This window comes from Pseudoalteromonas sp. SWYJZ98, from assembly GCF_015864495.1.
Classification (GTDB): domain Bacteria; phylum Pseudomonadota; class Gammaproteobacteria; order Enterobacterales; family Alteromonadaceae; genus Pseudoalteromonas; species Pseudoalteromonas distincta.
The window spans coordinates 23,741-50,687 of record NZ_JADYXA010000002.1 but is presented as its reverse complement, the minus strand read 5'-3'; the positions used below and the strand labels follow the sequence as shown (position 1 = coordinate 50,687).

The following is a 26,947-nucleotide window of genomic DNA, read 5'->3' as shown; positions in this document are numbered from 1 at the left end:
GTGGGCATTTGCAGGAGCATGTTAGTTTAAGCTTACCCTAGGGCACGCACTAATCCTTGGGTGTTTTGTTTTAGTGTTCGGGCAATCATTAAATAACCTAAACCCGCTACAAATACACCGCCAGCTACCGGCCCAATAATCCATATGTGCGGGTGTAGCTTACCGGCTAAATCAAACATTTGTTGTTGCACAATTAAAAGCGCTATATCACTAAAAAATGCGGCAACTAAGCCAGCTAAACCGCCAAGTAATAAAAACTCGTACAAGGTCGCGTTTTTAATTAATCGGCTTTTAGCGCCAAGTGTTCGCAGTATTACTATTTCCTGCATACGCTCACCTAAACTAGCTTGCACTTGCGATATAAGTACAAGCGCGCCACACAGCACAACAATTGCAAGTACAAAGCCAATGGCGAGTGATACTTGCGAAATAGTTGTTTGTATTTGCTTAACAAAGTTATCAATGTCAATTGCTGTAATAGTAGGGTAAGTACGCAATAACTGGCTAAAGTCACGCTTTTGATCTGGATTTATACGTACCGACGAAATATACGTTGCCGGAAAATCTGCAAGTACATCTGGGCTTAAAATAATAAAAAAGTTAGGTTTAAGCGTGGCCCAATTAACTTTGCGCACACTGGTAATTTTAGCATCGAACGACTGCGAACCAATTAAAAATGTTAGCGTATCGCCTATCTCAACATCTAAACGCTCAAGCATCGACTCCTCTACTGAGGCTTCAGCCATCGCATTTTCACCAAACCACGTGCCTTGTGTTACTTCATTTTGGTCAGGCACATCTTTAAGCCATGTAAGATTTAGCTCGCGGCCAATACCTGCACGTGCTTCTTCGTCTTTTTTCTCGTTGTCTTGCAGCGATACTGAACGTGCTACCAACTCGCCATTCACCGCATTTACGCGCCCACGAATAGTGGGATAAAACTCTGATACTTGAATATCTTTTTGAGCTAAATATTCATTAATTGGCTCAAGCTCATTTTGCGTAATATTAACTAAAAACGCATTAGGCGCATCGGCAGGAAGTTGCGACTGCCAATCAGATATCATGTCGTTTTTAAGTACCACTAAAAACAGCAGTAATTTAATCGCTAACGAAAAACTAATTAACTGTACCGCGTTCACATTTGCACGCTTTTGAATAGATGCAATTGCAAGCGACCAACTGTTACCTGGCTTAAGCCCTAATTTTCGACCGCCACCAAATATTAATTTAGATATCAAAAACAACACACCAATTAGCGCAAGCGTTGAGGCAAACAAAATAAGCGTTATTTTTATGTTGTTACTAAATAACCACATTAATAAAAACACAGTTAGCGCACTCATGCCTAAGTGCACACGACTTACTGCCAACTTGTCACCTAAGTTACGGCGCAGCACTCTAAGCGGTGGAATATCAAATAAATCAAATAACGGTTTAATAGAAAACATAACGGCACAAATTACGCCAGTGCTTATAGCCACCAGCCAAGGTTTAAAGCCACCTAAAGGTAGCTCTGTGCCCATACTTTTTGATAAGTAACTTGTTGCTATTTCTTGCAAGCCATAACCAATTAACAGCCCAACACTTACCGCCATTGCACATACAAGCAATAAATGGAGCATGTATATTTTGCGGATCATTGAACGGCGACCGCCTAGCGTTTTCATCATCGCTACTGGATCGTATTGGCGTTCACAATAACGTTTTGCTGAAACGGCTATAGCCACTGCGGCTAAAATAATACCTAATAGGCCGGCAAGTAATAAAAAGCTCTCTGCACGGTTTAAACTATTTGAAATAGGTGATTGACGGTCTTTAACGCCGTACCATTGTTGGTTTTCTTTCATTTGTGGTTTAAGCCACTCATAAAAGCTATTTATATCGGCCTCACTACCTGCATAAAGTTGGCGATAATAAACACGACTACCTGGCTGCACAACTTCGGTTTTTGCCACATCGTCAATATTAATAAGCACGCGGCGGCTGCTTGAAAATACATTAAATGGCGCATCGGGCTCTTCTACAATAACTTTTGAAACATTAAATAATGCAGCACCAAGCTCTACTTGCGCGCCTATATCAATATTTAAACTGTAAAATACTGATTCACTTAGCCACACATTACCAGGCGTTGGTCCGCTATTAGCAACCTTAGTTTCACCTGTTAAGGTATCTTTAACTTTTAACTGCCCTTTTAACGGGTACGCATTAGATGCCGCTTTTACTGAGCTAAACTGCATTTCATCATCGGCAAACAACATAGTGTCGAAGTACACCATTTGCGCCGTTTTTAAATTTTGGCTCTGTGCTTTAGTAATAAAAGCAGTGTCGAGAACATGATCGCTTGCAAGTACACGGTCTGCTGCAATAAAAGCACTGCTTTTTTGCGCAATACTTTGCCCTATTCGCTCAGTAACCATAGACAGTGTAAGCACGGTTAAAACAGCAAGGGCGATAGCTGCGCTTATAACTGTTAGCTCACCACGGCGAAATTCTCGCGAAAATAACTTAAGCGCTAACTTAACCCACATTAGCAACGTCCTCTACTTGGCTTTTTACCAGTAAGCCCGCTTCTATTTGAATAATGTGCTCACATTTTTGTGCAAGCCCTTCATCGTGAGTAACCAAAATAAGCGTAGTGCCGTGTTGCGTGTTTAAATCAAATAATAACGATTCAATCATTTTACCGTTTTTGCTGTCTAAATTAGCCGAAGGCTCATCAGCAAATAGTATTTTAGGCGTACCAATAAATGCTCGCGCAATAGCAACACGTTGTTGCTCACCACCAGAGAGTTGCGACGGGTAATGATCAATTCGATGGCTCAAGCCTACTTTTTCAAGTAATGCAATTGCTTGCTCTTTTGCATCACTTTCGCCAGCAAGTTCTGCTGGTAGCATAACGTTTTCTAGTGCAGTTAAGCTTTGTACTAACATGAACGATTGAAACACAAATCCAATTTTAGCCGCGCGCAGTGCAGCGCGCTCTTCTTCATCTAAATTGTGTAATGGCTCGCCATCTAAAAATATTTCGCCGCTGCTTGCGGTATCCAACCCTGCTAATAAACTGAGTAACGTTGATTTACCAGAGCCCGACGTGCCAACAATAGCAACAGACTCGCCATGCTTGACATTAAAGCTGATGTCGCTGAGGATGGGCAGCTCACCTTCAAAGGTAGAGACTACTTTAGACAAACCATTAACCTGAATTATATTTAATTGAGAAAGCGCTGACATATGACTCATTCAATCCTTCGTTTAGTATTCATTTTATTTTTAGTTATCAAACCGCTGAGCGCAGCAGCCGACAACACGATTTTAATACTCGGTGACAGTTTAAGCGCAGCCTACGGACTTCAACAAGAAGAAGGCTGGGTAAAATTGTTACAAGATAAATACGATGACGAACAAGCCGACATTGAACTTATCAACGCCAGTATTAGTGGCGAAACATCTGGTGGAGCCCTACGCCGTTTAGATGCATTGCTTGAGCAATACGAACCCACTCATGTACTAATAGAGCTTGGCGCTAACGACGGTTTACGTGGTTTTCCAGTTAAAAAAATGCAAGCTAACTTAACGTCTCTTATTGAAAAAAGCCAAGCAGCTAATGCGATGACCGCCTTAATGGAGATTTACATTCCCCCTAATTACGGTCCGCGTTACAGCAAAATGTTTACAGACACTTTTTCGCGCGTTAGCGAAGAAACAAATGCGCATTTAATGAACTTTTTTATGCTCGATGTTGCTGGTCAACCTGAGCTAATGCAAAACGATAGTTTACACCCTAACAAAAAAGCTCAGCCATTAATACGAGATGAGATGTATGACTCGATCAAAAAGTGGTTAAATAAAGACTAGCCAATTAATACACCGCAAGAGTGCCTTTTTAGGTCTCTTGCGTAATAAACACCCAAACAAACAATCGCTTATTGATTTTTAAAAAAATACACGTACTATTGCATACAAATCGGTATGTGGCGCAGCTTGGTAGCGCACTGTCATGGGGTGGCAGGGGTCGAGAGTTCGAATCTCTCCATACCGACCATTTAAATCAACATCTTACCTCAATTTATAAAACTCTCGTTAAAACCTAAACTGCTCCGTGTAGCCAATATGTAGCCACTCTTTTCTTTTTTATAGTCGGGAATTAAAAAATTTATCTCCTTAATCGTTCGCGCGTACTGGTTGCGAATTTCCCTTTTACGGTGTCTGAAAATACCCTAAATAAACTTAGCTAGTTTCGTATATTGCTCTAAGCTATTTCTTAGCCCCCATACGCCAGAGAAGCCGTTTCTTTGTAGATACCTGAATAAGCTTTTACTAGTCCAAGTATTACCCCAGCTTGTCTTAATGCCTTTATTATTCAGGTAATTGACTAAAACACGGTAACCAGGATTTTTGTATCGACTGGATTGGTTAATCAGCTCCACCAGCGTTTTAAAAATTAGCTTATCGTTATTAATTTTATGTGATGTATTCATATATCCCCCAGTATGAGTTCTTATTATACCCTTTCTTAGCTTAGTATCATGCGGATATGACCTACTAAAAAGTACATTAAATATCGCTTTATAATATTAAATTTAAATAGCTTGAATTTGCCTCGTTCTTTTGTAACTCTAAAATAATTACAACTACTAAGGACGGTTATGTTTCTATCAGACAACCAACAATCATCTTCTTCAAATACAAAAACAGAATGGACATTAAACGACAAAGGCCTGACGAATAATTTTACAGAAATAACTTATGATATTGACAGCCTAAGCTTTTCACTAAAAAAGGATGGGTATAAAGGGGTTGCATCAATCTTTTATAAGGATAAATTTCTTTGTAATCTATCAACTTTATTTAGTCAATCTGGGATCTATAAAAAGCACGGTATTAAAGAAAGTATAATAATAACCAATAATATTGAGGATAAGCTGACAGATGTACACAATAACGAAATCACTCTGACAAGCACATTACTCAACTTTAATTCAAAAGAATATGGTATTGCAGGCTTGCGAACGGTTAAAGGTACTTCATCATATGACGTTCTGTTTTATGGGGAACACTTAACTGATGTGTCAGAAGCAACAGCTCAAAAATTAGATAGTACAAAAGACATATACTTAAAGCGTAAGTTGTCTACTTTCCATGAAAAAATGAAAGACAAAAAAACAGTTAGCGAAATCGTAAAAGAGAGTCTCACTGCAAAAAATTATAAAATAATCCGTAGTCCAAACGAAGTAATACTGACCACTGAAACCTCATCAAATTTAAATGTGCTGAAAAGGCTGGACGTTATAACTGCTGAATGTGCGTATGGTATGAACATATTTAAAGACTTGTTCGCGAGCATAAGTGATATTTTTGGCGGTAGAAATAAAAGTATTCAAAATACGTTGAAAGACGCTCGTAAAAACGTTTTAGCTGAACTACAAAAAGAAGCATTTTCTCTAGGTGCTAACGCTGTGGTAGGCATAGACCTAGATTACAGTGAAATATCGGGCGGTGGTAAATTCGGTATGTTATTTATTGTTGCTTCTGGCACTGCGGTAATTGTTGAGGATTAAATTTAATTATTTATTTTAGCTAGCTTATAGCGGCGTTAATAAAGTATAAAAGCGCCGCTTTTAAAATTAGTTAATACTCATCTGGGGCGCTGCGCCATTAGTGAATGTGTAGTTTGAAACAATACCGTCATCAAAAAGTATATCTAACATTTTTTGAGTGCCTTCGGTTTGAACTTTCATAGTGAACACATAAGATTGGGCTTTAGATGTGCCCTGTGAGTAAAAATAAAGCCACTTTACTTGGTTGCCATTAATAACAGTTTTTGAATACGGTTCACCAAACCAATCTGCAACTTGCTCTTTAGTTGTAACTCCCTTTTCAATCTGATCAACCTTATCTGTTTTAAAGTCGCTGCCTGTTGTGTAATTTGCAGTAGCACAGGCCGTTAGTAATAAAGCACATAAAATTAAAATTCCATATTTCATAGTTATTCCCTTTTCATTTAATGAACCATAAAAATATACAAGCATGTGAATATTTACAACTATTTAATTAGTTAAGCCATACATTCACTCTTAACTACTCCTAATATATTGATTCTAAAATCATAAAAAGCTGTTAAGTTAAGTGTTAAGTAAAAAGGCCACCTTTACTATATTAGCCTTTTCTATACTCGGTAGTCCTTGTTTCCTTTACAGACCACTCTATTTTAAATCAGCTATTTAATTTATTTATAGAAAGCTACTTAACTACTTAACACAAATAAGTAAAGCCCTTATTAATAAAGGGCTTTAGCGGGGGTAGGTAAATATTAAGTGCTTAACTTTGCTTAACTAACCTAACAGTTGGTATAAAAGAAGCGGCTAGTAAATGCTTAATTTATATCGTGTTTGATTGCCTCCTGCTTTTTTAGCTTGTAGATAACCTTCGCGGCTTAACTGCCTCAAAGCCTTGCCTACAACACCGCTTGTATAAGAGTTGAGTTTTTTATCTTCATAAATTAACTCACCTGCGGAAAACCAACCATTAATACACTGTGGCCTATCAATTTCGTTTGCAAAATCTATCTTACTGGCTGGTGCTATGTAGTTATCGTAAATGTAACTATACGCAAAGCCCTTATCTTGGTAACTGTCATTAAACTTGGCTATTTGCTGCAAATCTTCGTCTTTTAGCATCCAGCCATAACCTCTTAAATAGAGGTGCCTTACTTCAAGCCAAAACTGTTTAAGTTGCGACTCGTCAACCTGTTTTAATGATCCTGTACCATCATAGTGCCACCCTAACAGCTCATTTAGTTTATCCATGTTAGCGGCTCGCTCCATTTCAATAACAGCAAAGCGGCTTGAGCCTGTTTCATCCTTTAAAAACTCGCTACCGTTAACCGTGGCAATAAAATGTGTTTGCCTTGGCTTTTTAATATCGAGCCTTGCATAAGGTGGGCGAACCGTATCAACCTTATTAGTAATAAACGCTTTTAAGCTCCCTTGTGAGTTTTTACTGGTGCGCTCAAGTTCGCCCAACTCAACAATAAATGACCGAATACACGACAACACACTGTCTTTGTCATCGGGATTTAAAGCAGCCCCTTCTAAAAAAGCGTGTGGTATTATTTCAGCAAAGCGAGAAACAAACGCGGTTTTTCTAAAAGACTGATTACCCTGCAATACAGGCACAAGCTTACTATTAAAATTACTCTCATAAAGAGAAGCCACACAGCCCACCAGCCAGTGTTTTAATATTGTGTCGGCTAACGCTTCATGTTTAGCATTTAAACAGCTAATAACCGCACTTACGCGCTCTTTACCGTCCCATTTCTCACCATCTAAGTATAGTTTTATAGGGTGGTATTTAGTTTGCTCACATAGCGCGATTAAATGTGTGTTAATTGCCTTTTCTGGTAGACCATAAATGTTTGCAGCAGAAATAAGCTTACTATTAATGCTGTCGTATGAGTCGGCTATTAAATTGCCGAACATATCGCACACCTCGTTATTAAAAGTCATCATGTTAAGCCTAAAATCTAGGCTACAAAAATTAGCTAAGTCAGCAAGGTTTTGATTAGTGTTTAATACTCTTACATTGCCTTTACTGTCCTCCTTTAAATCTGTAAAACGTGGCTTATCTAATACAGTATTTTGAGGTAACTCTATTTCGTAGCTTTTATGCGGGGCTGGTATAGCTATACTCATAATTTAGCCCCCATAAATAACGTATGAGTGCGTTGGTTTTGCTTATGAATTTTGTACTCTTTTAGGTTGTGTTTGTGCAACTCAGAAAAGTAAGTTTCAGCCACCAGCTTTAACGCTCGTTTATAATCGCCTTGATAGGAACGTATCACCATAAAATCAAACTTATCTATACATAAGCCATTAGCGCAGGGGTCATTTTCATGGTGCGAATAGTACCGCTCTTTTCCATCTGTATTACTTGTTAGTATGTAAACACCTGCCTGTTTGCTGGTGGACTCTGGTGGTAAATACGCCTTACCTTGTGCTTTGTAACCGTATTGAATAAGTAACTCATGCCATGAGTAAGCGCTGTTAACAGCATCAATAATAGATACCTGCTTACCTATTAACTGAGTTTGATAACTTAGCTTAACGGGTAGGCTAGTAGCCTTTTCTAATTCCTGGTTTTGCTCTGCTTCAAAAACTTGTGCGTCTTTGTAAAGCTGAGAGTTTTCAACATCAAGCGCCCTACCTGCTGCAATTTTAAATTGGTAACTATCGCCTTTTAAGCGGACAGGTAAATACATTATTTGCTGCGGGCGTTTGGCGCAATCATCTGCCATGAACACATAGCTTAAATAGCTTTCCATTGCCGCCCACACCTCATAAGTAATAGAAGCTGCTAGTTCTATATAAACTCTATACCGATTTGTTGTGGTCTGTTGCTGGTGGCTTGCTGTTGTATGGATTATGTATGACTCAATACACATACTTTCTAGCATGTCGGCAATAGTCGTTAACTCTAGGTTAGTATCGTCTAAATCAAGCCTAAGTAGCGTAAACTTATCATGTAAGAGAATAGACTCTTTTGTTTTATTGGGCGCATCTGTAGCCGCTATAACTGCCGATTTAGCTTTAGCTTCTTTGGGTGTTATTGCGCCTAAGTTTTGAGGGCTTTCAATTTTGAGTGTTAGCTCATGCCAATTTATATAAGTAAAATCAGCGGTAACATTGTGACTTTTGCCATGTAAAAATTTAAGCATGTTTAAGCCCTTTATTAAAAATAATACTTACAAGCAACATGTTTATGTTGGCGCTAACGCTCAACAATGTTTTAAGTTTATTGGTATAATAGAGGCCACAACATAGTTTTGTAATCAGCCCTTTGCCGAGGGCTTTTTTATGCTCAATCATAAAGCCCCCGATTTAATCAAAGTGATAGTCAAAGCCACTAATACCACTATTTGAAAAATTAAATATAATAATAGAATTAAAATATCACTAAGCTTTACACTTACCTCTGAGTTGAGTAACTTATCAACCGCAAACTTTATTTGTTTGTAACTTTTAAAAGGGCTCATTATTTTGACTCCTTTTTTGGCTGGTGGTTAGTTTGTGAACCTTCATCACCAGTATTTGAACTAGAGGCCGTTACAGTTGGCGCTGTAGTGGCTTTTTCATTTTCGGTTTGTTGATTGTAGTAATCATCGTTTGCAGCATCACTCACTAGATCGGCAAGCTCTGACTTCGCTTTGATAGATTCAAGAAAGGCTGTAGACTCCCTAATTCGACCTTGTTTAGCCAGCTTATGTGAATCTTGTTTATACTCGCTTTTTCTCTCTGCCCTTGCTTTAGCATCATCAAGCTTTGAACCCGATTTATGTCTTGGGTCTAAGCTACGCGCAAAAATAACGCCTTTATCATTCGTATGGTTAATGATGTTCCAGCAATAAGTACCCCCTCCCAAGCTTTGCAATGGGCTACGTTGTCGACCATTAAAAATTCGAGTTAACTCACACTCTAAAACTTCATTGTTTTCTAAAAGCAATAAAAGTAATTTGTAAGCTTGACTATTTGGCTTAGGGATATAACATTGATCAAAGTCATTGATGGTAAACATGATTACGCCTCCTTACTTTCAAGCCATGCGTCTAAATCTGCTTTGCGATAAATACAGCAGCGGCTAGTAATATGAATTTTTCGAGGGAAGGTTGGATCATTTTCCCCGAGGCGATAAAGTGAAACCTTGCTGATCCCAAGGTACTCAGCAGCTTGTTGTAATCGTAGGTTTGAGTTGTTTAAAGACATTTCGTTTTACCTCATGGTTGCTTGTTGAAATAATCTTATGATTAAAAAAGGTGGAGAAGAGGCCTGTTCCCCCTACTTTCTCACTCTGCTTTCTAAAATAAACTTTTTAGATCTTACCCACTCTTTTATTTGCTTGTTTGTAAATTTAGCAAGATTTTCATTATTAAGTTTTTCTTTAAATTCCTTATTGGCTTTCTCAGCAATCAACCCATAACAATCTGCTTTTGTTTTAATGGGGTGGCTTTTTCTAACCTCTGTAGAAATTTGTTGTAACCTAGGAAAAAAAAACTCGTAAGGTGAATTTCGCTTATTACTTCCAACAGCTCGCCCTGAGTCCTGTTGCGCTCTACCAGATTGCTCGTAAGCTTCAAATTTTTGTCGCTCTAAGTTTTTCAAATGAATAGCAGCCCTCATAATATTTATACAAGCACCGGAAAAATGCCCGTTCTTATGACACTCTAGGGCATGCTCTAACTCCTTCAAGCCTTCCGCCGCAGTGTATGCTTTATGATTGTTAGGAAACTCGCTCACTAAGCATGCAATCAAATCCATATAAATATTATGCTTATCACTGTGTACTAAATTAGCCCACTCATTATCCGAAACAGAGCCTTTATACTTTGCATCGTCAATATATGGTTGACGAATAATTACAGGTAAATCTGATGATAGTAAAACTGCCTCAAATTCAGCAGCTAGTTGTAACCAGTTATATTCAAATGAATCTATAGTATCTACATAGTTCCTTAACTCGAGCCTTTCGAAATGTACCTTGTGCCTCTTTATCACACCTTCATATTTATTTGGCTTTCTTTTGTGGCCAGTCATATATGATTGATACTCAACTTTTTGATCAACTGATATTAGCTTTTCCAAATTGATATTTATTTCTTTAAGTAAATCTGTGGCTGTTAAGGTATTGGTTCTATTAATCTCAATTGCTCTTTTTAACATTTCTATATTCCTCCGGAGTTGACCAATTGCTTTCAAGTAAAGTTAAAGCTTTTGTTAAGTTGCTTTCATCATGTCTCAAATAATTAGCCGCTATCATCGAACCATCTTTATGACCAACTAAGCCCGCAATTGTTAAAACTGGCACACCTCGCGCCACCAGCCCAGATATAAAGTTATGGCGGAACGAATAAAAATCTAATCCCTCTAACACTCCACCTAGTGTTTTAACTTGTTTCCAATGCCTTAAATGGGCTTTACGCTCTAAAGTTTTGTTAGTGCGTTCTGATTTGAATATTAAGCCATGTTTAGCCTGTTCTTGTTGTGCTGCCCAGCTATCGAATACATGCTTTAACTCTCCAGTAACAGGAAATTTAATCTTTCGGCTGTTCTCTGCTTTTTTAGTTTTACTAGGTGTGAAAATAAGTGTGGTTTGGTCGTTGAATTGATTAAACAGTAAGTTTTCCCATTTTAAAGCGTATATGTCAGATGGGCGCATACCCGTTAAACGTGCAATATGGCAAAAAGGAATAAACCAGTGTGGGTAAGTTAAGTTATCTAAATTAATAAGGTGGCTTTTGCCGTGGGCTATGCTTGAGCGCCTCTGACGTTTTAACTTTTCAGTGTAAAGAGCTAAACCTGTGTTTATTTGCTGTTTAACCTCTTGGCTGAATATATCGCGCTGGTGGCTTAGCTTCTCATTATGCGCCTCTAGCTCATCTTGCTCTTTAATGGTTAAAGCTGGCAAAGTAATGCTTTTAATTGGATTAACTTTAAGAATAGGCTCACTTACACCTTTTAATGGTTGAGCAGCATAATTAAGCATAGCTTTGAACGCGCCAAAATCGCGAACTAAGGTAGAGCGCTTTATGCCTTTAGCCCTGCGTTTGTTATACCACTGTAAAATATCAGCGCTATTTAGCTTATCCATTTCACGGTTAAACAAGTGATCAAAATTATGTTTAATTACTTTTAATGTACCTGCGCCATACCGGTAGTTATCTAATTTATGCGGGGTATAGATTGCCTCAAAAAACTCACCTACTTTTAAATATACATTGGCTGCTTTTAGCTGTTCTTCTTCGCGTTGTGATTGCGCTAAGCCTTCTTTGTATGAAAGCGGATCGATGCCCTCTCTTAATTTAGCCTTCCATGAAATAGCCTCCGCTGCCGCTTGGCTTGGTTTTATGTTCGCGTCTGCTATTGTGGCTGTTCTTCGCTTTCCAAGTAAGTCGGTGTAACGCAATCGCCATGCGCCACCCTGAGAAAGCTTAAGATAGAAAAACCCTGAAATTTTGTCGCATCCTAACTGTTGTCGCGGTTTTGCACTTTTTTTAAATGTCGATAGTTTAGCTTGTGTTATTGAAGTTAAATCTGCAATATTGAACCCGAGCGTGTAGCCAATGTGTAGCCAGTGTAACTTGATTTTTAGAAACTTGCTGAAATCACGAGAAGCTAAAATCAATTATAAACAAGGGTTTAAGATTGAATTTAACTTTAAATACAACAGCTAAAACCGTCATGGGGTGGCAGGGGTCGAGAGTTCAAATCTCTCCATACCGACCAATTAATTCCTTTAAAAATAACAATCTTCGTTAATCTAAACCTAACCATCAGTAAACTTTACTTCCAGCAATTCGATAATACTCTATATCTAGATCCATATTTTTTTGTTATCAACCTTAATACTAATCTGCTTGCACCTCTCCAATATGTATTCTTTTAAAGACCTCTTTGCTCTCATCAAGAACCGCTACCTATTTTAATAAAATAAAGTTAAGCGTATAATTTTCAATCAGATATTAATAATAGGTTTTTAATTAAACTGTATAATTACGTCGATGCAAAACTAAATTGAATTTAAGGCTCTGTATTAAGTAACTTAGCATAGCGATGATTTAAGTCATTCAGTAAGGGAAATAAAATGAAAATAGGGATAGATCTCGGTACAACTCATAGCGTAGTGGGAATATGGCAAGATAACGCGGTTAAGTTAATTCCAGATATGGAGGGTAATGTGCTCGTTCCTTCAATTGTTGGCTTGTCGGAAGACAATTATATTCTTGTAGGCCAAGCAGCTAGGGATCGATTAGCAACCCACCCCGCACACACAATTTGTGAATTTAAACGTTTTATGGGCACTGATAAAACCTTTTCATTGGGCGAGCAAGAGTATAGCGCAACTGAACTATCAGCCATTTTATTAAAAAGCCTTAAAGAGCAAGCCGAACATTATTTACAAGAGCCTATTACTGAAGCCGTTATTTCGGTACCTGCCTATTTTAACAATAAACAACGCCAAGCAACGCAACAAGCGGCTTTACTTGCAGGCCTTAAAGTTGAGCGATTACTTAATGAACCCACAGCCGCAGCACTCGCTTATGGGCTCGATAATAAAGACTGTGAGCAAACTTACTTAGTACTGGACCTTGGTGGCGGTACATTTGATGTGTCGGTTATTGAGGTATTTAACGACATATTTGAAATACACGCCTCATCGGGTGATAACTACTTAGGCGGTAACGACTTTACGAACGTTATTGAAGAAGATCTTTATAAGAAAAACGATTTGTACAAAGGTTTTTTCTCAGATAGTGAACTACGTAATATTTGGTCGTTGTGCGAGCGTTTAAAGTGCCAATTAACTAACGAGTCAACAGCCAGCTTTAATTTTGAATATAAAGAAAAAACGTATTCATATACCCTCACTCTGGAAGATTATCGTACATTGTGTAGCGAGTTAATTGAGCGAATTAAGTTTCCTATTAACCGTGCGATGTCTGACGCTGACTTAACACTTGAAGACGTTGATGGACTTATTCTTGTTGGCGGCGCTACGCGTATGCCTATTTTTCAACAGCAAATTAGCCGTGTGTTTTCACGCATACCGCAAACTCAATATAACCCTGACCATGCTATCGCTACTGGTGCTGCAATTCAGGCAGGTATGAGCGCACGTGCTAAAGAATTGAAAGACGTAATAATGACTGATGTTTGCCCATTCACTTTAGGCGTGGAGGTAAACAACAAACATGGTCAGTCTGAGTTTTTGCCTATTATAGAACGTAACGCGACGATTCCTGTCAGCGAAACTCGTTCTGTTTATTCAGCTCACCCTGAACAAGAAAAAGTACTCATTAAAATTTATCAGGGTGAACATTATCTCCCTAAAGATAATGTGTTTTTAGGCGATTTAGAAATAAATCTTGAGCCGTTAAATATAATACAAGAGTTATATTTAACATATACCTACGATCTTAATGGTGTACTTGAAGTTGAAGTAACTAATGTTGCAAGTGACAAAAAATACCGCACTTATCTAGGCGAAAATGAAGAAAGCTTAAGTGAAAGTGAGTTACGTGAACGTTTTTCACGACTTAACGCACTTAAGGTTTTGCCTAAAGACAAACTTGTAAATACTGCATTTAAAGCAAAGCTAGAGCGTTTATTCCAAGAAAATCTAGGCGATAAAAGGCGAGAGATTGGCGAGGCGATTGGTCAATTTATGGAAGTGTTAGAAACACACGATAACCACAAAATAGAGCGTATGATCGAAAATATAAAGCGCTATCTTAGTTATTAAAATTAGCTATTAAAGTTAGTTATTAAAGTTAACTAATAAAAAATAGTTTCAGTTAAAAAATTACATGCATTAAATAAAGAGTGAAGTAATGAACCATTGGAAAATATTAGGCATTGAAGCCACAACAGATAAACGCCTTATTAAACTCGCTTATACAGAGATTCTAAAAAAAACATCGCCAACAGAGTTTCCCGAAGAGTTTAAAGATTTACGAAAAGCATATGAGTTAGCTATTAAAGAGGCTAAACGACCTGCTAAAAATGAAGACACAGCACCCAATCAAGTATTTGAAGATGAGCACGAAAAAAAAGGCGTTGTTGACGAGTCATTTTTTGATGAAGAAGAGCCCTCTCCCGCACCTACAGAAGTTGAAATAGTTAAGCCTCAACCTATCGAGTTAAATTGTGTTCGCTCTATTTCAGAGCTGCAAGCAGCACTCAATGAATTATATTGTAATGTGTTATCTCGCAGCGATGTTGAACAATGGAAGTTATTATTTTCGTCGCCATTATTTTGGGATGTCGATCAAAGTCAGCAAGTCTCATTTACTTTAATTGATTTCTTTTCAGAGAATTACTTTTTATCTGCCACGGTATTTAAATTTTTAGATGAGAGTATGAAAATCTCTAGTGAGTTAGTAACCAATAAAAATAATCACTACCGTGAACTTGCTATTGCACTGCATCATTATATTCAGAGCCTACCACTGCGAATCGATGCCCTATCTAACATTGATCACAATATTAGCTTTGAACAACTGCAGCAGCATCTTCAGTTACGTAACTTAATAGAAGAGCAATGTATATATTCTAAGCTTACAGCTGAGCAGCTAATTACGCTTATGCAGCGAATTAATTTGGTATTTTATAATGACGAGTCACTTTATCTTTATGTTGCTAACTATTTATGGACATTGGGTGCATATACAGAAATTAGTAAGTTACTTGCCTCATTGCCAGAGCCTACAGATGCAAGCATAGATCAGCTGCGAGATTTACAAGCACACGCAGAATTTAAGCTTAAAAACTATGATATAGCACTCACTATTTATCTTGCGCAGCGAGAACTTATGAAAAGTTTTTATGCGATGAATATGACTAAAGAGATTGGTCTGTGTTATTTGCACCTTAAAAATTATGAAAAAGCATATACGTATTTAAACTCTTATTTTTATACTAGCCCTGAGGATATAGACCTTCGCTCTGCTTTGATTATCGCCCGTCGATACTACATAAAAGATCTTAAAAAAAATGAGGAAAGTAACGCTCTTAAAATAGCGACGTTACAATTTGAAAATGGTCGCTACCAAGATGCCTTAATAACGACTCAAACATACCCTCTAATTTTTCAAGCTGATTGCAATTATTTACAGGCTTTATGCCTTGCTAAGCTAGAACGCTTAGATGAAGCATTTGACGTTTTTATCGCCTTTATGAATCTACATTTACAAAAACAGATAGATCCTTGGCCACTACTGGTTGATTTATTTATATATTGCCCAGACTCAATTGATTTCAATTTGATAATGGAAACTATCGCAAAAAAAATACAACCATCTCCTAACAAGTTTTATAAAACCCCTCGCGTGCTAGGCTCTGTACAAGAGAATATATACTCACAATTAGAACTCAAAACATTAGATCTTCCAGCGACTGAGCATGATGGAAAACCCAATAAACCCATGGGTTACACCCTCTATCCTGATTTAGACTATAAACAGCAATATGCTTGGGCAATGCTACATGCGTTAATGGCTAAATTGGCAAACTTCGAAGATAAAGCGATTGTGAAGCAAATAAAACAAGCCGCTATTTATGCTATTAAGCAAGCTATGCCAAAAATCACACACCAACCAAGTTGGAGCTTAAAGTTTATTCACATAGCTTTTGATATAGATGATTTTGATACCTGTATTAAGCTCGCAAACATCACGATTAACGAGTTTTCTAATTTACCACAAACCTACTATTACAAAGGGCGATCGCTAGCTGCCTTAGATCAATATGATGCAGCAATACCCATATTAATATTAGCCGCAGATAAATACGGACATCAGAGGCTTGGGATATACTCACTTGAATTTGCAGTGGAGTGTTGTGAAAAGCTCGTTGAACATGGACAACCAATGCATCCTAATTACAATGAGATATGCCTAAAACTGCAAACAACAAAGGAGATTGTAGATGCACAATCAAAGTGAAGTACCTTGTGTAATTACGGATGATGCGGCTTTAAGTTCAGAGCAAAAATTATGGCTTATTAGCCTCTCAGGGCACCTTTCAATGCAAAATGGCTATTCATTGAATACCTTAAAGCATCACAATAAAAACTACACTGATGAGTCAGTTGTTAACGGTAATTTAAGTATTTTAGATAATGCTTATGGCGTTACAACAAAAGAAGAATTAATTGAAACTTTAAATGTTTTTTATAACACATCAAATAGCCAAGTTTTCATGAGTTGTATGGCTGAACTCACCAGAAATGATTTATTAGCAAGATACTACATTGAGAATAAATCTACTGCCTATCAAAATACGCCTATAGGTATTATGTCGGACTGGGCAGGAATACATAAATTCTCACTGGCTCGTTGTGGTATTAGAGCTTTTGATATTGGCCGCTATGCTTTTTTATGTCGTTGTGGTGTTAGCGTTAATTTTTTAACCGAACAAGAAGCATGGCATTACCTTAAGCCTATTGGAAAACTGGCACAAACCTTATTTATTAGCTGGCAAGAATATGCAACTAGTTATGTAGTTGGTCGGTGCATATGGCAAAAGATTACAACTCAAGAAACGTACAGCGAGCCAAACCCCGACTTTAATTTTAGCCATGATTTATTTGAAAAAATAAATGATACGGCTGCTACATTACAAAGTATATTAGCTGATGACGAGCACCCATGGTGCCAACTAGATTGGGAAATGTACTTTTAATTTCAATATTTTGATTTTATAAATACTTACTGAATAACGCATTTTACAGTGGCGTTATTCAGTAAAGTTAATATTAGTGCTTGCGCCCTACACCATTTCGTACCATGTCTTGCCCTGTTTGGAATACGTCTTCTGTAATCATGCGTGCTAAAAGTAGCTTTTGATTATCGTCAAACACAGCAACAAAACGGCTGCCATCTTTGTTATTAGTAGCCATGCCAACACCGGCAACACCTTTAAGTCCAAAACCACCGTTTTCGACATCTATTAAAAAGCTTTCTAATTCGGCTAAAGTATCAATTACGTCATTTTCATTATTCATTTTAAAACTCTTTTAGTAAGGCCTTGGCTAGGCTTTTAAATCATTATGGTGGCTATTTTATAGAGAAGAGCCAAAAACTTAAACCCTTGGCTCAGGTTAGTAACTAAATCGACTTTATAGCTAACTCTAAATTGCTTAGCGCACAACCAAACTCTTTTGCATTAACGCGATGATACTGTGTGTCACTCGTTGCAGTAAGGCTAATTATAAACTCATCTTGTTGGGCTACCGCACTTTGCTCTTGGCTTAGGCACATCGCTTGAGTAAGTGAGCGCAGTTTTGAATTTGTTAAAATTGAGCTAAAACGCTGCACTGGCAGTGGAGGTATTTTTATAGCGGGTAACGCTTCATCTATTGTGCGTGCGCTTAGAGTAAACGTGTTATTGGTAATTTCAATTACACTGCTTGTAGGCCAATACGAGTAGCTATAGCTCTTACTCTCAGGTTGTGCTTTACCTTGGTTAGCTAAATGCACTACACCACTTTTGCCTATTACGGTTATTAAACTACCTTCTGATGATTTAATAACAACCAAAGCCGTATTTTCATCAATACCAAAACCATGTTGAATCTCTGTTTTAGTATTTTTTACTTCGTTTTTATTTAACGCTGCTGCGAGCCTAAATGTACGGTTTTGTTCGCTAAATTGAGTATCTAGTACACCAAAATTAAAGCTGCCAAGTCCACCAGCATTAGTGTTATTTTCACCTTTACGAAGTGCCTCAAGGCTTGTCGTATTTGTAAGCATGCCCGTCACTTTACTTTGGATTGCTGCGCCCGCTCCTTCACCTACAATTACTGGGCGAGTTTGCAATGCTTGCGTCCACGGGTATGGATTATTGTTTTGATCAAATAATACCTTGTGAGTTAATGCTGCATTACCGCTATTAAACATCACACCGGTACTATTTTTAATAAGTGATACAAGTGCATTAGTGCCACTTTTGCATAAAGCGTATTCGGCCTTTGTGTACTCTGGATAAATTGCTTCCCGGTTATACACATTCATTAATGTATTTCTGAGAGCGGGTAATTCATCGCACGAGTTACTCGTAATCGCTTTAGCAAATGCTGGCGTTAGTGCTAACCATTGAGTGTTTATATTTGATTGTGCTAAAAGACTCTGCGCTACATCTGCCGACTCATAAGGGTCGCGGCTCGATGCCGTAATAGCAAGCATGGTGGGTTTTGCGTTATTAACTTTTAAACTGCCCGACACAAATTGTAAAATACTATTAGTCGCGACCTCAATATTAAAATCGGTATTTACTTGCTCTTTTAAGCGCTCACCGCTTTTATCAAGTAGCGGCACTTCTAGCATATCAAATACAAAGTTGTATTCTTGCTGAGTCAGGCTTTCTAATTGCTGGTTATTTATATCGCGCCATAGCCATAATAAATCTGTTTTAGATACGCTATTTGACGATTTACCTAGCAAGGTTTTAAGTGTTTTTAATACAGCCGTTTTTGCCTCAACGTTATTATTAGGCCAGTGCTGCGTGATGTTTTTTATTTGAGCGTTGCTAACAGCATATAAATTATGTGACTTACCATCAATAGTAGTCTCTTTTTGGCAATTGTTAAGCTTTGCGCTAGTACAGGTAGTAAGCTCTGACCCCACTAAAATTAAAGTTTGGTTTTGCTCTTGAGCCACTGCATTTATTGAATATCCAACACCAAACAATGCCACTAACATACCTAGTAACTTTGGCTGTTGATCACGTAAAAATGCACATATCATAATGTAAACTCTAATATAAATTATAAAACTAATATGTTGTAGTTTAACAGCTAGCCACTTGAGCCTAAATATATTTTTATAAATGTTAAATAATTCAAGCCCCTGAAAAGCGATAGCGTTAAGCACTTCATTTAAATAAATTGTTTAGCTTACATACTTGCCCTTGTAAATATTAACTAAACAAATTTAAACAGAGCATTTATTGATCAAATTCATTGTTTAAATTACGGTGGTGCATTGTTTTATGTAACTAGGGTGAAATATGGACTTTTCTAATGAAGAGGTAAATTTTTTAGCTGAGTTATTCAAACCAAATACAAAACAACGTTCCCCTCGCGATCATATGCTTACAATGAAAAGCTCTATACCCGCGAGTATTGCTCACCTTTTTACCCACGCTAATCTAACTTTGCTTGCTGAAGTTGCTAATTACCAACTTTGGTTTCCCTTGCAATTAAAAATTGATGAGTTAGGTGTAATTAACCCCACTTTAAGCGCACCAGAAGTAATTGATACAAAGGGCACTCAACGTAGTTGGCGCTGGAGTGAGCTAAATATTAAAAGCCAAGGTTTTAATATTGAATCGATTTCCAGTACTGGAATATTTTTAAAACCATTAAAAAGTGGAGAGAGCTTAAAAAAATTACAGCACATGAGCTTTACCTTACCCAACAAAGAAAGCATATCGATAGATGTAGAACCCGTTAGGCAAAGTAGCCTAGGGATTGCAGCAAAAATCACTCAGATTCATAGCGGACAAGAGCAATTACGCGCCTATCTGTTTGAAGAACATAAACGCCAATATGCTAAGCTGTACGAAGATGGACAACTAATTGAACAGTTAATTTAGTCCCTTTTAAACACTCACAAGCACTTCACTTGGCTTTATTTAACCCCCTCTCAATGTTAATCTGTCCCCCTATTAATAAATCATAAGGATATGACAATGCCAGGTGCTTTTGCGCACATCACAGCCGTTAATATTGCAACGCAAACCAAATCACTCGCTAAAATGGATATGCCTAAAAAGGCAAAACTTATTTTGAGCCAACGCCAAGCATACCTTGAACTAGGCTGTGTAGCCCCCGATTATCCTTACTTAGCAGTAGCGCAGCCTAGCCAAAATGCGTGGGCCGACCTAATGCACTATGAGCACACAGGCGATTTACTTAAAGCCATGATTGAATACTGCAAAACACTTGAAAGTGAAGCATTTGAAAAGTGTTTTGCTTGGTTATGCGGTTATATGGCCCATGTTGCTGCGGATATAACAGTGCATCCGGTTGTTGAATTAAAAGTAGGCCCGTATGAGCAAAATCAAACGGCGCACCGTACCTGCGAAATGAACCAAGATGCATTTATTTGGCAGCGTTTAAATTTAGGTGAGTTAGGTTATGCTGACCGCGTGCAACAAAATATTGGATCTTGTACTAACAAAGACGATAATTTTGATACCGATATTGCAAAAATTTGGCAACATGCTTTATTAACGGTTCACCCAAGCTACGCTGCACAACACGCTCCTAACTTTAATTCATGGCATAACGGTTTTCAGCTTGTAGTAAATAATGTTGAAGAAAGCTATCGATTATTTGCCTGTGCACGCCATGTTGCTGCTGATTTAGGTTTGTTTTATCCTCGCCCAAACGAAGTAGACTCCACTTTTATTGAACAACTAAAAACGCCGCACGAGCCTATGCATTACAACGATATTTTTGACTTTGCCGTTAGCAATATTCAGCACTACATAACCATTATTGCCAATGCCGTATTTTTAGATACTGATTACAGTGCAATTAAAAATTGGAACCTAGATACAGGCTACGATGAACACAACAGGATGACGGTATGGAGCAAATAAAATGAAACACTTACTTTGTATAAGCCTCATAGTATTACTTAGCGGTTGCTACACTTCAAAAAATAACAATCCAGAAGCGATGGCCGACTTAGCCTCGCAATTAAAAGATATTGCTACAGCCGTTGATGGCACATTAAAATTTAGTGAAACACCCTACTCTACAACTGATGAGTTATTAAAAGCTGCTGTTAATAACGATTTAAGCAAACTTGCACCCTTTGGGGAATACACGCTTATCGTGAACATACAAGATGATAACGCAGTGCTACTCTTATGTGATGCCAATACTGCTTTAATTGAAGATGCAGGCTGCACTGCTCAATCAGATATACAGCATTGGGGAGCTGAGGCTATTCACCAGTGCGAAATAACCATAAACGCCCAACAGCTCTGTAATTAGGTAATAAAACCCAGCTAGTTTTATAGAACATACATACCTTAGGTGTATATGTTCTATATAGTGCCCACTAAATACATTTAAAGTTGAGCCGTCATCTCTTTAGGGTTAAACACTAAGCCATGGCGACTAACATGTTCTGCAAAATTTTCGGCTGGCATTGGTTTCGCAAAGTAAAAGCCCTGAAACTCTTTACACCCCATTTGCGTCATTATTGCTACTTGCTCTTGGGTTTCTACTCCTTCGGCTACACACTTAATATCAAGCTCTTCACACATAACGTGCACCGCTTTAACTAAACTTTTTTGACGCGTAGAGCTCGTTACTTGGCTTATTAATGAGCGATCTAACTTGAGCTTGTTAATAGGGTAATCGGCAAGGCGTGCAATATTAGAATAACCCACCCCAAAATCATCGACCGAAATAGTAAAACCCCACGATTGCAGCGTTTGCATAAGCTTTAGCGAATGCGCTTGGTTTGCCTCAAGAGAAGTTTCAGTCAGTTCTAACTCTATTTGAGGTGGCTTTACGTTAAAGTCGGCAAGGTATTTAACCAGTTTTGACATAAAATCGGTTTGGCTAAAATCAATTAGAGATATATTTATTGCCACCGGCACACTAGGTAAACCCGCCTTAGTCCAATCGGCAATTTGAGCGCACACCTTTTGAATAATCAGATCGGTTAACCTACTGACCATTCTGTATTCTTCGGCAATAGGAATAAATACCACTGGCGACACATTACCCAGTATTGGACTGTTCCAACGCGCTAAGGCTTCAAGCCCTATACATTGACCCGTTGCATCTACTTTAGGTTGATAGTGCACCGACAAATCGCCCTGCAGAAGCGCTTCATCTAATAACATTGAAATTTCGTATTTTTCGATAAAAGCTTGTGATTGTTTTTCGTTATAACCACTAAGGGCCATATTACAATTTGCTAGTTTAAGTGCTTCGCATGCATTGCTAAGTTCTGTTGCGCTGTTTTTTCCATGATCAGGATACTTTGCAAAACCAAATAAAAATGATTGCTGACACTTAGTACCAAATACATTATATGTTTTATCTAATGTATTTTTTATTTGCATTAATAGCTTATCTTCTAGCTCGTTTTGCGAGTTTGCGCCAATTATAAAAGCAAGCTTTCCTACTCCTATATGAGCACACAACAGCGGCCCATCTGGCATCGCTTTTAAACGCTTGTACGCGTTAATAAGTAATGCTTGAGAGTCGGCTTTAGTGAGCTTCAAATTTAAGTATTCACTATTTGCACTTTGCGCAACAACGATATAAAAACCTTTTTGGTATTTGCTTGTTAATCTGTCGCATTGCAGCTCAAACCATTCTCTATTAGGTAGTTTTGTTTGCGAGTCTCTAAAGCGTAAACGTTTATTTTCTTGTTCCATCATCGATAAATTTTGTTTAATGAGCTGCTCTTGCGTGCAATCGTAAAAGTCATATACACGGTAGTTTGTACTCATTGTTATTTGCTGATAACTGGCTTTAAAATAACTTTTTTTGTACTTCACAATTTTATTTTGAGCATTAGAGTCGTCAAAAACTAAGGCCGGAAATAAATGAGAAAGATTAACGCTTCCTTCTTTTAATTCTTTTTTTATACCAAACATATCAATAGCATGTTGATTAAAATCAGTAATGACAAGATTTTCGTCAACAATAATTTTAGCTTTATTTGATTCGGTGAACAGGCTTCGATAAAGCTCATTTTTATCTTTAAGGTGTGTATTAGCGCTTATCATTGTTTTGTTTAAACGCTTAGCAGCCACAATTGTGCGCGCCACAGCAAGGGGAATACAAATGTTAAAAAATAAAAATATAAGCCCTGTAATGTATAAGTCAGCGTCGGGAAGTTGTTGAGCTATGCCGGTTAAACCCGAGACATCAACGTTATTGATGATCATATAAAACGGCGCAATATTTAATACGCCATAAGCAAGGGCTGTTCTATAACCAAGTAGCATAAGTGCTATTATCGGGCAGGAATACATATACATAGAGCCCACTTTAGCAAGCTCTAGGTCTGTTAAAAATAAGTTCATTGACACGCTAGCAGCTACAATGGCTATTAAAAGTGCATGAGCGCTAAAGTGATAAAAACGCTTACTTGCTATAAGTAAACCACATGCAGTAGCAAGAAAACTGCTTGTTAATACAACAATATAAATTAAGTTAAATTCAATAGCGCTTGTGTACGTGTGGCACGCCACAGCAAAACATAACACCATTACTAATGATAGAATAATGCGCAGTGCACTTATTCGCCAATTAGCAACCTGACCAGGGGCTGAATAATGGTCATTTAATAAAAAGAATCTATTGAAAAAATGCATAATAAACAACAGTTAAAGCTCATTCTTCTATTAGACATTGATAGCTTGTTAAAATCAATCTAATGAATGTAATTTCTATTTACATAGTTCTATAAAATAGACAAGTGTAAACCTACCTGTTAGCCGTTAAACAATCATTTTTCGAGTGTTTTTACAGTTATCTTCTTTAAGAGCGAAACCACTGCACCCTAAAAATTCACCGTGCTTAGATTTGCGTTTACGCATTTCGCGACCACACTTTTCACAAATTGGGTGCTGCATTTTACACTCTGTATTCACACATTGTGAGTACGTGTTTTTATCAATCGATGGGCCACTACAGCTTTTACACACTCGTAATTTAGTTTCGCAAATTTGCGTATTAGTACAACTATAATAATCACCATATTGACCCGTTTTTGGCACTATTAAACCGTCGCTGCACGTACTACACTCTCTTTGCTTTAGTTGCGACTTATTAAACAACGTTGAAGCGATTTGAATGGGATAATTGTCATTTACTAATTCTTTTACAAACGCTGAGCATGCATAAGGGTCTGCAATTAAATACGCTTTATGTTTAGCGCGAGTAATACCTACATAAAGCAAACGCCTTTCCTCTGAGTGAGTGAATTCATCTTGCTCTGGTAATAACGCCTCCACCAGCACATTATTTTGATTATCGCTAGGAAACCCTAATTTACCTTGTTCAAAACCAATAATAATACAGTAATCGGCTTCAAGCCCTTTGGCACTATGCAATGTCCAAAAATAAAGAGAGTTTGTATGCTTTTTATCTTTTAAATGCTGCTGCACGCTATTTAACATGTATCTATATCGACTAAGTATGGCAATGCTCGCTGATGCATCATTTTTTTGAATAGTGCTTATGCTCTGTTGTACTTTCATTTCTATCGATTTAGTACCTTGGTATAAATCGTCTAATAAAATAACTTGTGGTGTGGTTACTTGTGTATGTGTGCTGATCTGCTTTTTATATTGCTCAGGGTTTTGCATTACAAAACGCCCTGCTACATCACTAATACTATTGTTATATCTAAATGTTTTTTGCAACATAGTAAGTGAGTAGCTGCCCACTAATTCATTAAAGCGTGTAGTAAGCGCTAAATTACCACCCGAGAACCGATAAATTGCTTGCCAGTCATCACCAACCGCAGTAAAGCGTATTCCGTTACCATGTTTTAATATGGCATTTATGAAAGCCATACGCGCGCTTGATATATCTTGAAACTCATCAACTAAAATGTGGCTCCACACAATATTAAAATCTCCGCTTACTATCGCCTTTGTTGCTTGAATAATCATGTCGTCAAAATCAATGGCACTTTGCGCGTTTAGTTCATTTATATAAGCATCATGAATTTGCACTAACAAGTTTGCATATTGCTGGTAATTTTTAATACCACTTTGCTTGATGCGCTGCGCTATTTGCTTATTACTTAGTTGCTCCACTCGAATAGCTTGTAAACATTTTATGTACTTATCAATGCCTTGCTGTAACTGCCCTGAGTTATTTAAAGTATGAAATATTTCGTCGTTACTTAAAGGTGTTAATTCAACATTATGCTGCTTTAATTGCTTTGCGAGGGCTTGCTCTAGCTTTCCTTCTACCCAGTTGTAATGAAAGGTCTCGAGTAAGGTGGTGCCATTTTGTTTATGCAGTTTGCGCTTAAATGCAACTTGCTCGTTATAGTGTTTTCTATCTATATCGGCACGTGTATTCCCTTGCCTATCAATGCCAAAGTGCTCTAGGTAAATATCATATTGAGGTATATAAAAGTCTGGTTGGTATTGCCCACTTAGCTCTGCGCCTTGGCTAAAGTGATAATTCACCTCATAACTGTGCGGTACGCAATTCAAATGCAGCCAGTTTGAAATAAGCACTTCCTGATAACTTTTTACTTTATGACCCGCAAGGCTACGGTATTCGTTATCGCGTACGTACCGCTCGTACTGTGCATTATCTTTAAAGCTAAATATATCAATCGGCTCATGGAGTAAATCTAAAAATGCTTTTAAAAACTGTGGTTCGGTTTGTATTTTTTTACTTACCCACCCAGTTAACCAACTATTTAATTGAACTGGGTCAGTTGCAAATTTTGATAATTCGATTGGCTTTTTAGCACTTTGTAGTAATTTAAGCCCAAGCGCATGAAACGTTAAAATAGTGGGTTCTTTGGTATGCAATTTTGCATGCGTGGCGCGTTTAATAAAACGCTCTTTAAGCTCATTTGCTGCTGTTTTATTATAGGCCAGCACCAAAATTTGCTCAGGCTTGGCAATATTGCAGGCTATTAAATTTAAAGACTTTGCTACCATCACAGATGTTTTACCTGTGCCTGCTGCCGCTAATATTAAATTTTTATCGTTATCGCGTATTACTGCTAAGCGCTGCTCTGTTGTTAATGGATTTGACTCTACTTGATTAAAAAAGTCATTTTTAAGAGTTAGTTGTTTTTTTTCATATTTATGGCGCAACTGTGCAATTGCATCGTGAGTATTGGGTGTGGTGCTCAGTATATTTAAAAATTTAATACTACTTGGCGATAAGTGTTGTTGCCACACACTTGTACTTTTAGCGTACTGCTTGGTAAGCAAAAACACATCATTATTAAGTGTTTTTATGGAACTATCACGTAAAAACTCATCTAAAGCATAGCGCTTGAGCGAAATCTTTGCGTTATTTACCTTTTGCTCAAGCAGGGCTGAAAACCGCGTGTTAAGGGCTGTGTTTAAAGTGTTCGCTTGTGCTTTGTTTAAAAAACTAATTGATGTATTGCTACTGTCGCACAAATTAATTTTGGCGCTAAATAAACGGTTTTTAAGTATTGAGTAATTATAAAAGTCCTTAATTAAAAATGTCCGCGCGGGAGCACTTCTAAAATGAACAACAAGATCTTCTTGCTCAATAGTTACGTGTTTAATACGGGTAAAAAAACGGCCTAGCCAACTTGGGGTAGCAATATACTGCGCCATAATACTCAATATGAAGATATGCTTTACCTGATTGTAACATACTCTTTTATAATACATTTAGC

General features: G+C 37.6%; 21 protein-coding genes and 1 tRNA gene. 9 read left to right on the top strand and 13 right to left on the bottom strand.

Annotation, left to right across the window (positions count from 1 at the left end; translation table 11 throughout):
- Nucleotides 1-32: 32 nt before the first annotated feature.
- Both I6F10_RS01905 and I6F10_RS01900 read right to left on the bottom strand, forming a co-directional pair.
- Nucleotides 33-2,534 (bottom strand): ABC transporter permease, encoded by a 2,502-nt coding sequence (locus I6F10_RS01905; RefSeq protein WP_197098328.1) that lies wholly within the window; start codon nucleotides 2,532-2,534, stop codon nucleotides 33-35.
- The gene (locus I6F10_RS01900; protein WP_008137049.1) at nucleotides 2,524-3,237 is read right to left on the bottom strand and encodes an ABC transporter ATP-binding protein; all 714 of its coding nucleotides are present in this window, start codon (nucleotides 3,235-3,237) and stop codon (nucleotides 2,524-2,526) included. Before I6F10_RS01900 ends, I6F10_RS01905 begins: the two co-directional genes overlap by 11 nt.
- Between I6F10_RS01900 and I6F10_RS01895 the strand changes: the two genes are divergently transcribed.
- The 3 genes from I6F10_RS01895 to I6F10_RS20085 all read left to right on the top strand — a co-directional run bounded on the left by I6F10_RS01895 (nucleotide 3,238) and on the right by I6F10_RS20085 (nucleotide 5,564).
- Complete coding sequence (locus tag I6F10_RS01895; protein WP_197098327.1) at nucleotides 3,238-3,861, top strand: arylesterase; 624 nt, start codon at nucleotides 3,238-3,240, stop codon at nucleotides 3,859-3,861.
- Nucleotides 3,862-3,971: 110 nt separating this feature from the next.
- A tRNA-Pro gene (locus tag I6F10_RS01890) sits at nucleotides 3,972-4,048 on the top strand.
- Between the two features lie 604 nt (nucleotides 4,049-4,652).
- Nucleotides 4,653-5,564 carry a YbjQ family protein gene (locus tag I6F10_RS20085; RefSeq protein ID WP_231619857.1) on the top strand — a complete coding sequence of 304 codons (912 nt, stop codon included), beginning with the start codon at nucleotides 4,653-4,655 and terminating at the stop codon, nucleotides 5,562-5,564.
- Between the two features lie 66 nt (nucleotides 5,565-5,630).
- Here the strand turns inward: I6F10_RS20085 and bamE are convergent, their stop codons facing one another.
- The 7 genes from bamE to I6F10_RS01850 form a co-directional block, all read right to left on the bottom strand.
- Nucleotides 5,631-5,990, bottom strand: a complete 360-nt coding sequence (gene bamE, locus I6F10_RS01880) for an outer membrane protein assembly factor BamE domain-containing protein (protein ID WP_182696223.1) — start codon at nucleotides 5,988-5,990, stop codon at nucleotides 5,631-5,633.
- Between the two features lie 378 nt (nucleotides 5,991-6,368).
- Nucleotides 6,369-7,697, bottom strand: coding sequence for a VapE domain-containing protein (locus I6F10_RS01875; protein ID WP_197098326.1), 1,329 nt, complete (start codon nucleotides 7,695-7,697; stop codon nucleotides 6,369-6,371).
- Complete coding sequence (locus tag I6F10_RS01870; protein WP_197098325.1) at nucleotides 7,694-8,719, bottom strand: hypothetical protein; 1,026 nt, start codon at nucleotides 8,717-8,719, stop codon at nucleotides 7,694-7,696. Before I6F10_RS01870 ends, I6F10_RS01875 begins: the two co-directional genes overlap by 4 nt.
- Nucleotides 8,720-9,036: 317 nt before the next feature.
- Nucleotides 9,037-9,576 (bottom strand): hypothetical protein, encoded by a 540-nt coding sequence (locus I6F10_RS01865; RefSeq protein WP_197098324.1) that lies wholly within the window; start codon nucleotides 9,574-9,576, stop codon nucleotides 9,037-9,039.
- Between the two features lie 2 nt (nucleotides 9,577-9,578).
- Complete coding sequence (locus I6F10_RS01860; protein WP_008132011.1) at nucleotides 9,579-9,764, bottom strand: helix-turn-helix transcriptional regulator; 186 nt, start codon at nucleotides 9,762-9,764, stop codon at nucleotides 9,579-9,581.
- Nucleotides 9,765-9,836: 72 nt separating this feature from the next.
- On the bottom strand, nucleotides 9,837-10,718 hold the full coding sequence (locus tag I6F10_RS01855; protein WP_197098323.1) for a hypothetical protein: 882 nt from the start codon (nucleotides 10,716-10,718) through the stop codon (nucleotides 9,837-9,839).
- The gene (locus I6F10_RS01850) at nucleotides 10,699-12,078 is read right to left on the bottom strand and encodes a tyrosine-type recombinase/integrase (protein ID WP_331461818.1); all 1,380 of its coding nucleotides are present in this window, start codon (nucleotides 12,076-12,078) and stop codon (nucleotides 10,699-10,701) included. Before I6F10_RS01850 ends, I6F10_RS01855 begins: the two co-directional genes overlap by 20 nt.
- A gap of 561 nt (nucleotides 12,079-12,639) precedes the next feature.
- Here I6F10_RS01850 and I6F10_RS01845 point away from each other — a divergent pair.
- The 3 genes from I6F10_RS01845 to I6F10_RS01835 all read left to right on the top strand — a co-directional run bounded on the left by I6F10_RS01845 (nucleotide 12,640) and on the right by I6F10_RS01835 (nucleotide 17,237).
- Nucleotides 12,640-14,298: an Hsp70 family protein gene (locus I6F10_RS01845; protein ID WP_197098322.1), complete on the top strand. Its 1,659-nt coding sequence runs from the start codon at nucleotides 12,640-12,642 to the stop codon at nucleotides 14,296-14,298.
- 88 nt (nucleotides 14,299-14,386) lie between these two features.
- Nucleotides 14,387-16,498, top strand: a complete 2,112-nt coding sequence (locus tag I6F10_RS01840) for a CDC27 family protein (protein WP_197098321.1) — start codon at nucleotides 14,387-14,389, stop codon at nucleotides 16,496-16,498.
- Nucleotides 16,482-17,237, top strand: coding sequence for a DUF1266 domain-containing protein (locus tag I6F10_RS01835; RefSeq protein ID WP_197098320.1), 756 nt, complete (start codon nucleotides 16,482-16,484; stop codon nucleotides 17,235-17,237). The genes I6F10_RS01840 and I6F10_RS01835 overlap by 17 nt, the downstream gene beginning before the upstream one ends.
- 73 nt (nucleotides 17,238-17,310) lie before the next feature.
- Here the strand turns inward: I6F10_RS01835 and I6F10_RS01830 are convergent, their stop codons facing one another.
- Together I6F10_RS01830 and I6F10_RS01825 are read right to left on the bottom strand one after the other, a co-directional pair.
- Nucleotides 17,311-17,559, bottom strand: coding sequence for a hypothetical protein (locus I6F10_RS01830; protein WP_007580368.1), 249 nt, complete (start codon nucleotides 17,557-17,559; stop codon nucleotides 17,311-17,313).
- A 103-nt stretch (nucleotides 17,560-17,662) separates the two neighbouring features.
- Nucleotides 17,663-19,300: a cyanophycinase gene (locus I6F10_RS01825; protein WP_197098319.1), complete on the bottom strand. Its 1,638-nt coding sequence runs from the start codon at nucleotides 19,298-19,300 to the stop codon at nucleotides 17,663-17,665.
- A 262-nt stretch (nucleotides 19,301-19,562) separates the two neighbouring features.
- Here I6F10_RS01825 and I6F10_RS01820 point away from each other — a divergent pair, with 262 nt between their 5' ends.
- The 3 genes from I6F10_RS01820 (at nucleotide 19,563) to I6F10_RS01810 (ending at nucleotide 21,561) form a co-directional block, all read left to right on the top strand.
- Nucleotides 19,563-20,150 (top strand): hypothetical protein, encoded by a 588-nt coding sequence (locus tag I6F10_RS01820; RefSeq protein WP_165722340.1) that lies wholly within the window; start codon nucleotides 19,563-19,565, stop codon nucleotides 20,148-20,150.
- A gap of 96 nt (nucleotides 20,151-20,246) precedes the next feature.
- Nucleotides 20,247-21,161, top strand: a complete 915-nt coding sequence (locus I6F10_RS01815) for a zinc dependent phospholipase C family protein (RefSeq protein ID WP_197098318.1) — start codon at nucleotides 20,247-20,249, stop codon at nucleotides 21,159-21,161.
- A 1-nt stretch (nucleotide 21,162) separates the two neighbouring features.
- Nucleotides 21,163-21,561: a hypothetical protein gene (locus I6F10_RS01810; RefSeq protein WP_197098317.1), complete on the top strand. Its 399-nt coding sequence runs from the start codon at nucleotides 21,163-21,165 to the stop codon at nucleotides 21,559-21,561.
- A 77-nt stretch (nucleotides 21,562-21,638) separates the two neighbouring features.
- Here the strand turns inward: I6F10_RS01810 and I6F10_RS01805 are convergent, their stop codons facing one another.
- Both I6F10_RS01805 and I6F10_RS01800 read right to left on the bottom strand, forming a co-directional pair.
- Complete coding sequence (locus tag I6F10_RS01805) at nucleotides 21,639-23,909, bottom strand: putative bifunctional diguanylate cyclase/phosphodiesterase (protein WP_197098315.1); 2,271 nt, start codon at nucleotides 23,907-23,909, stop codon at nucleotides 21,639-21,641.
- Nucleotides 23,910-24,035: 126 nt separating this feature from the next.
- Entirely contained in the window at nucleotides 24,036-26,885 is a 2,850-nt protein-coding gene (locus tag I6F10_RS01800; RefSeq protein WP_197098313.1) for a UvrD-helicase domain-containing protein, read from the bottom strand.
- Nucleotides 26,886-26,947: the final 62 nt, after the last annotated feature.

Coding starts and splice junctions, on each gene's coding strand:
- I6F10_RS01865 (WP_197098324.1), bottom strand. CDS start 9,576: ATGTTTACCATCAATGACTTTGATCAATGTTATATCCCTAAGCCAAAT.
- bamE (WP_182696223.1), bottom strand. CDS start 5,990: ATGAAATATGGAATTTTAATTTTATGTGCTTTATTACTAACGGCCTGT.
- I6F10_RS01875 (WP_197098326.1), bottom strand. CDS start 7,697: ATGAGTATAGCTATACCAGCCCCGCATAAAAGCTACGAAATAGAGTTA.
- I6F10_RS01805 (WP_197098315.1), bottom strand. CDS start 23,909: ATGCATTTTTTCAATAGATTCTTTTTATTAAATGACCATTATTCAGCC.
- I6F10_RS20085 (WP_231619857.1), top strand. CDS start 4,653: ATGTTTCTATCAGACAACCAACAATCATCTTCTTCAAATACAAAAACA.
- I6F10_RS01860 (WP_008132011.1), bottom strand. CDS start 9,764: ATGTCTTTAAACAACTCAAACCTACGATTACAACAAGCTGCTGAGTAC.
- I6F10_RS01895 (WP_197098327.1), top strand. CDS start 3,238: ATGACTCATTCAATCCTTCGTTTAGTATTCATTTTATTTTTAGTTATC.
- I6F10_RS01800 (WP_197098313.1), bottom strand. CDS start 26,885: ATGGCGCAGTATATTGCTACCCCAAGTTGGCTAGGCCGTTTTTTTACC.
- I6F10_RS01830 (WP_007580368.1), bottom strand. CDS start 17,559: ATGAATAATGAAAATGACGTAATTGATACTTTAGCCGAATTAGAAAGC.
- I6F10_RS01870 (WP_197098325.1), bottom strand. CDS start 8,719: ATGCTTAAATTTTTACATGGCAAAAGTCACAATGTTACCGCTGATTTT.
- I6F10_RS01840 (WP_197098321.1), top strand. CDS start 14,387: ATGAACCATTGGAAAATATTAGGCATTGAAGCCACAACAGATAAACGC.
- I6F10_RS01815 (WP_197098318.1), top strand. CDS start 20,247: ATGCCAGGTGCTTTTGCGCACATCACAGCCGTTAATATTGCAACGCAA.
- I6F10_RS01905 (WP_197098328.1), bottom strand. CDS start 2,534: ATGTGGGTTAAGTTAGCGCTTAAGTTATTTTCGCGAGAATTTCGCCGT.
- I6F10_RS01855 (WP_197098323.1), bottom strand. CDS start 10,718: ATGTTAAAAAGAGCAATTGAGATTAATAGAACCAATACCTTAACAGCC.
- I6F10_RS01810 (WP_197098317.1), top strand. CDS start 21,163: ATGAAACACTTACTTTGTATAAGCCTCATAGTATTACTTAGCGGTTGC.
- I6F10_RS01900 (WP_008137049.1), bottom strand. CDS start 3,237: ATGTCAGCGCTTTCTCAATTAAATATAATTCAGGTTAATGGTTTGTCT.
- I6F10_RS01845 (WP_197098322.1), top strand. CDS start 12,640: ATGAAAATAGGGATAGATCTCGGTACAACTCATAGCGTAGTGGGAATA.
- I6F10_RS01825 (WP_197098319.1), bottom strand. CDS start 19,300: ATGATATGTGCATTTTTACGTGATCAACAGCCAAAGTTACTAGGTATG.
- I6F10_RS01820 (WP_165722340.1), top strand. CDS start 19,563: ATGGACTTTTCTAATGAAGAGGTAAATTTTTTAGCTGAGTTATTCAAA.
- I6F10_RS01835 (WP_197098320.1), top strand. CDS start 16,482: ATGCACAATCAAAGTGAAGTACCTTGTGTAATTACGGATGATGCGGCT.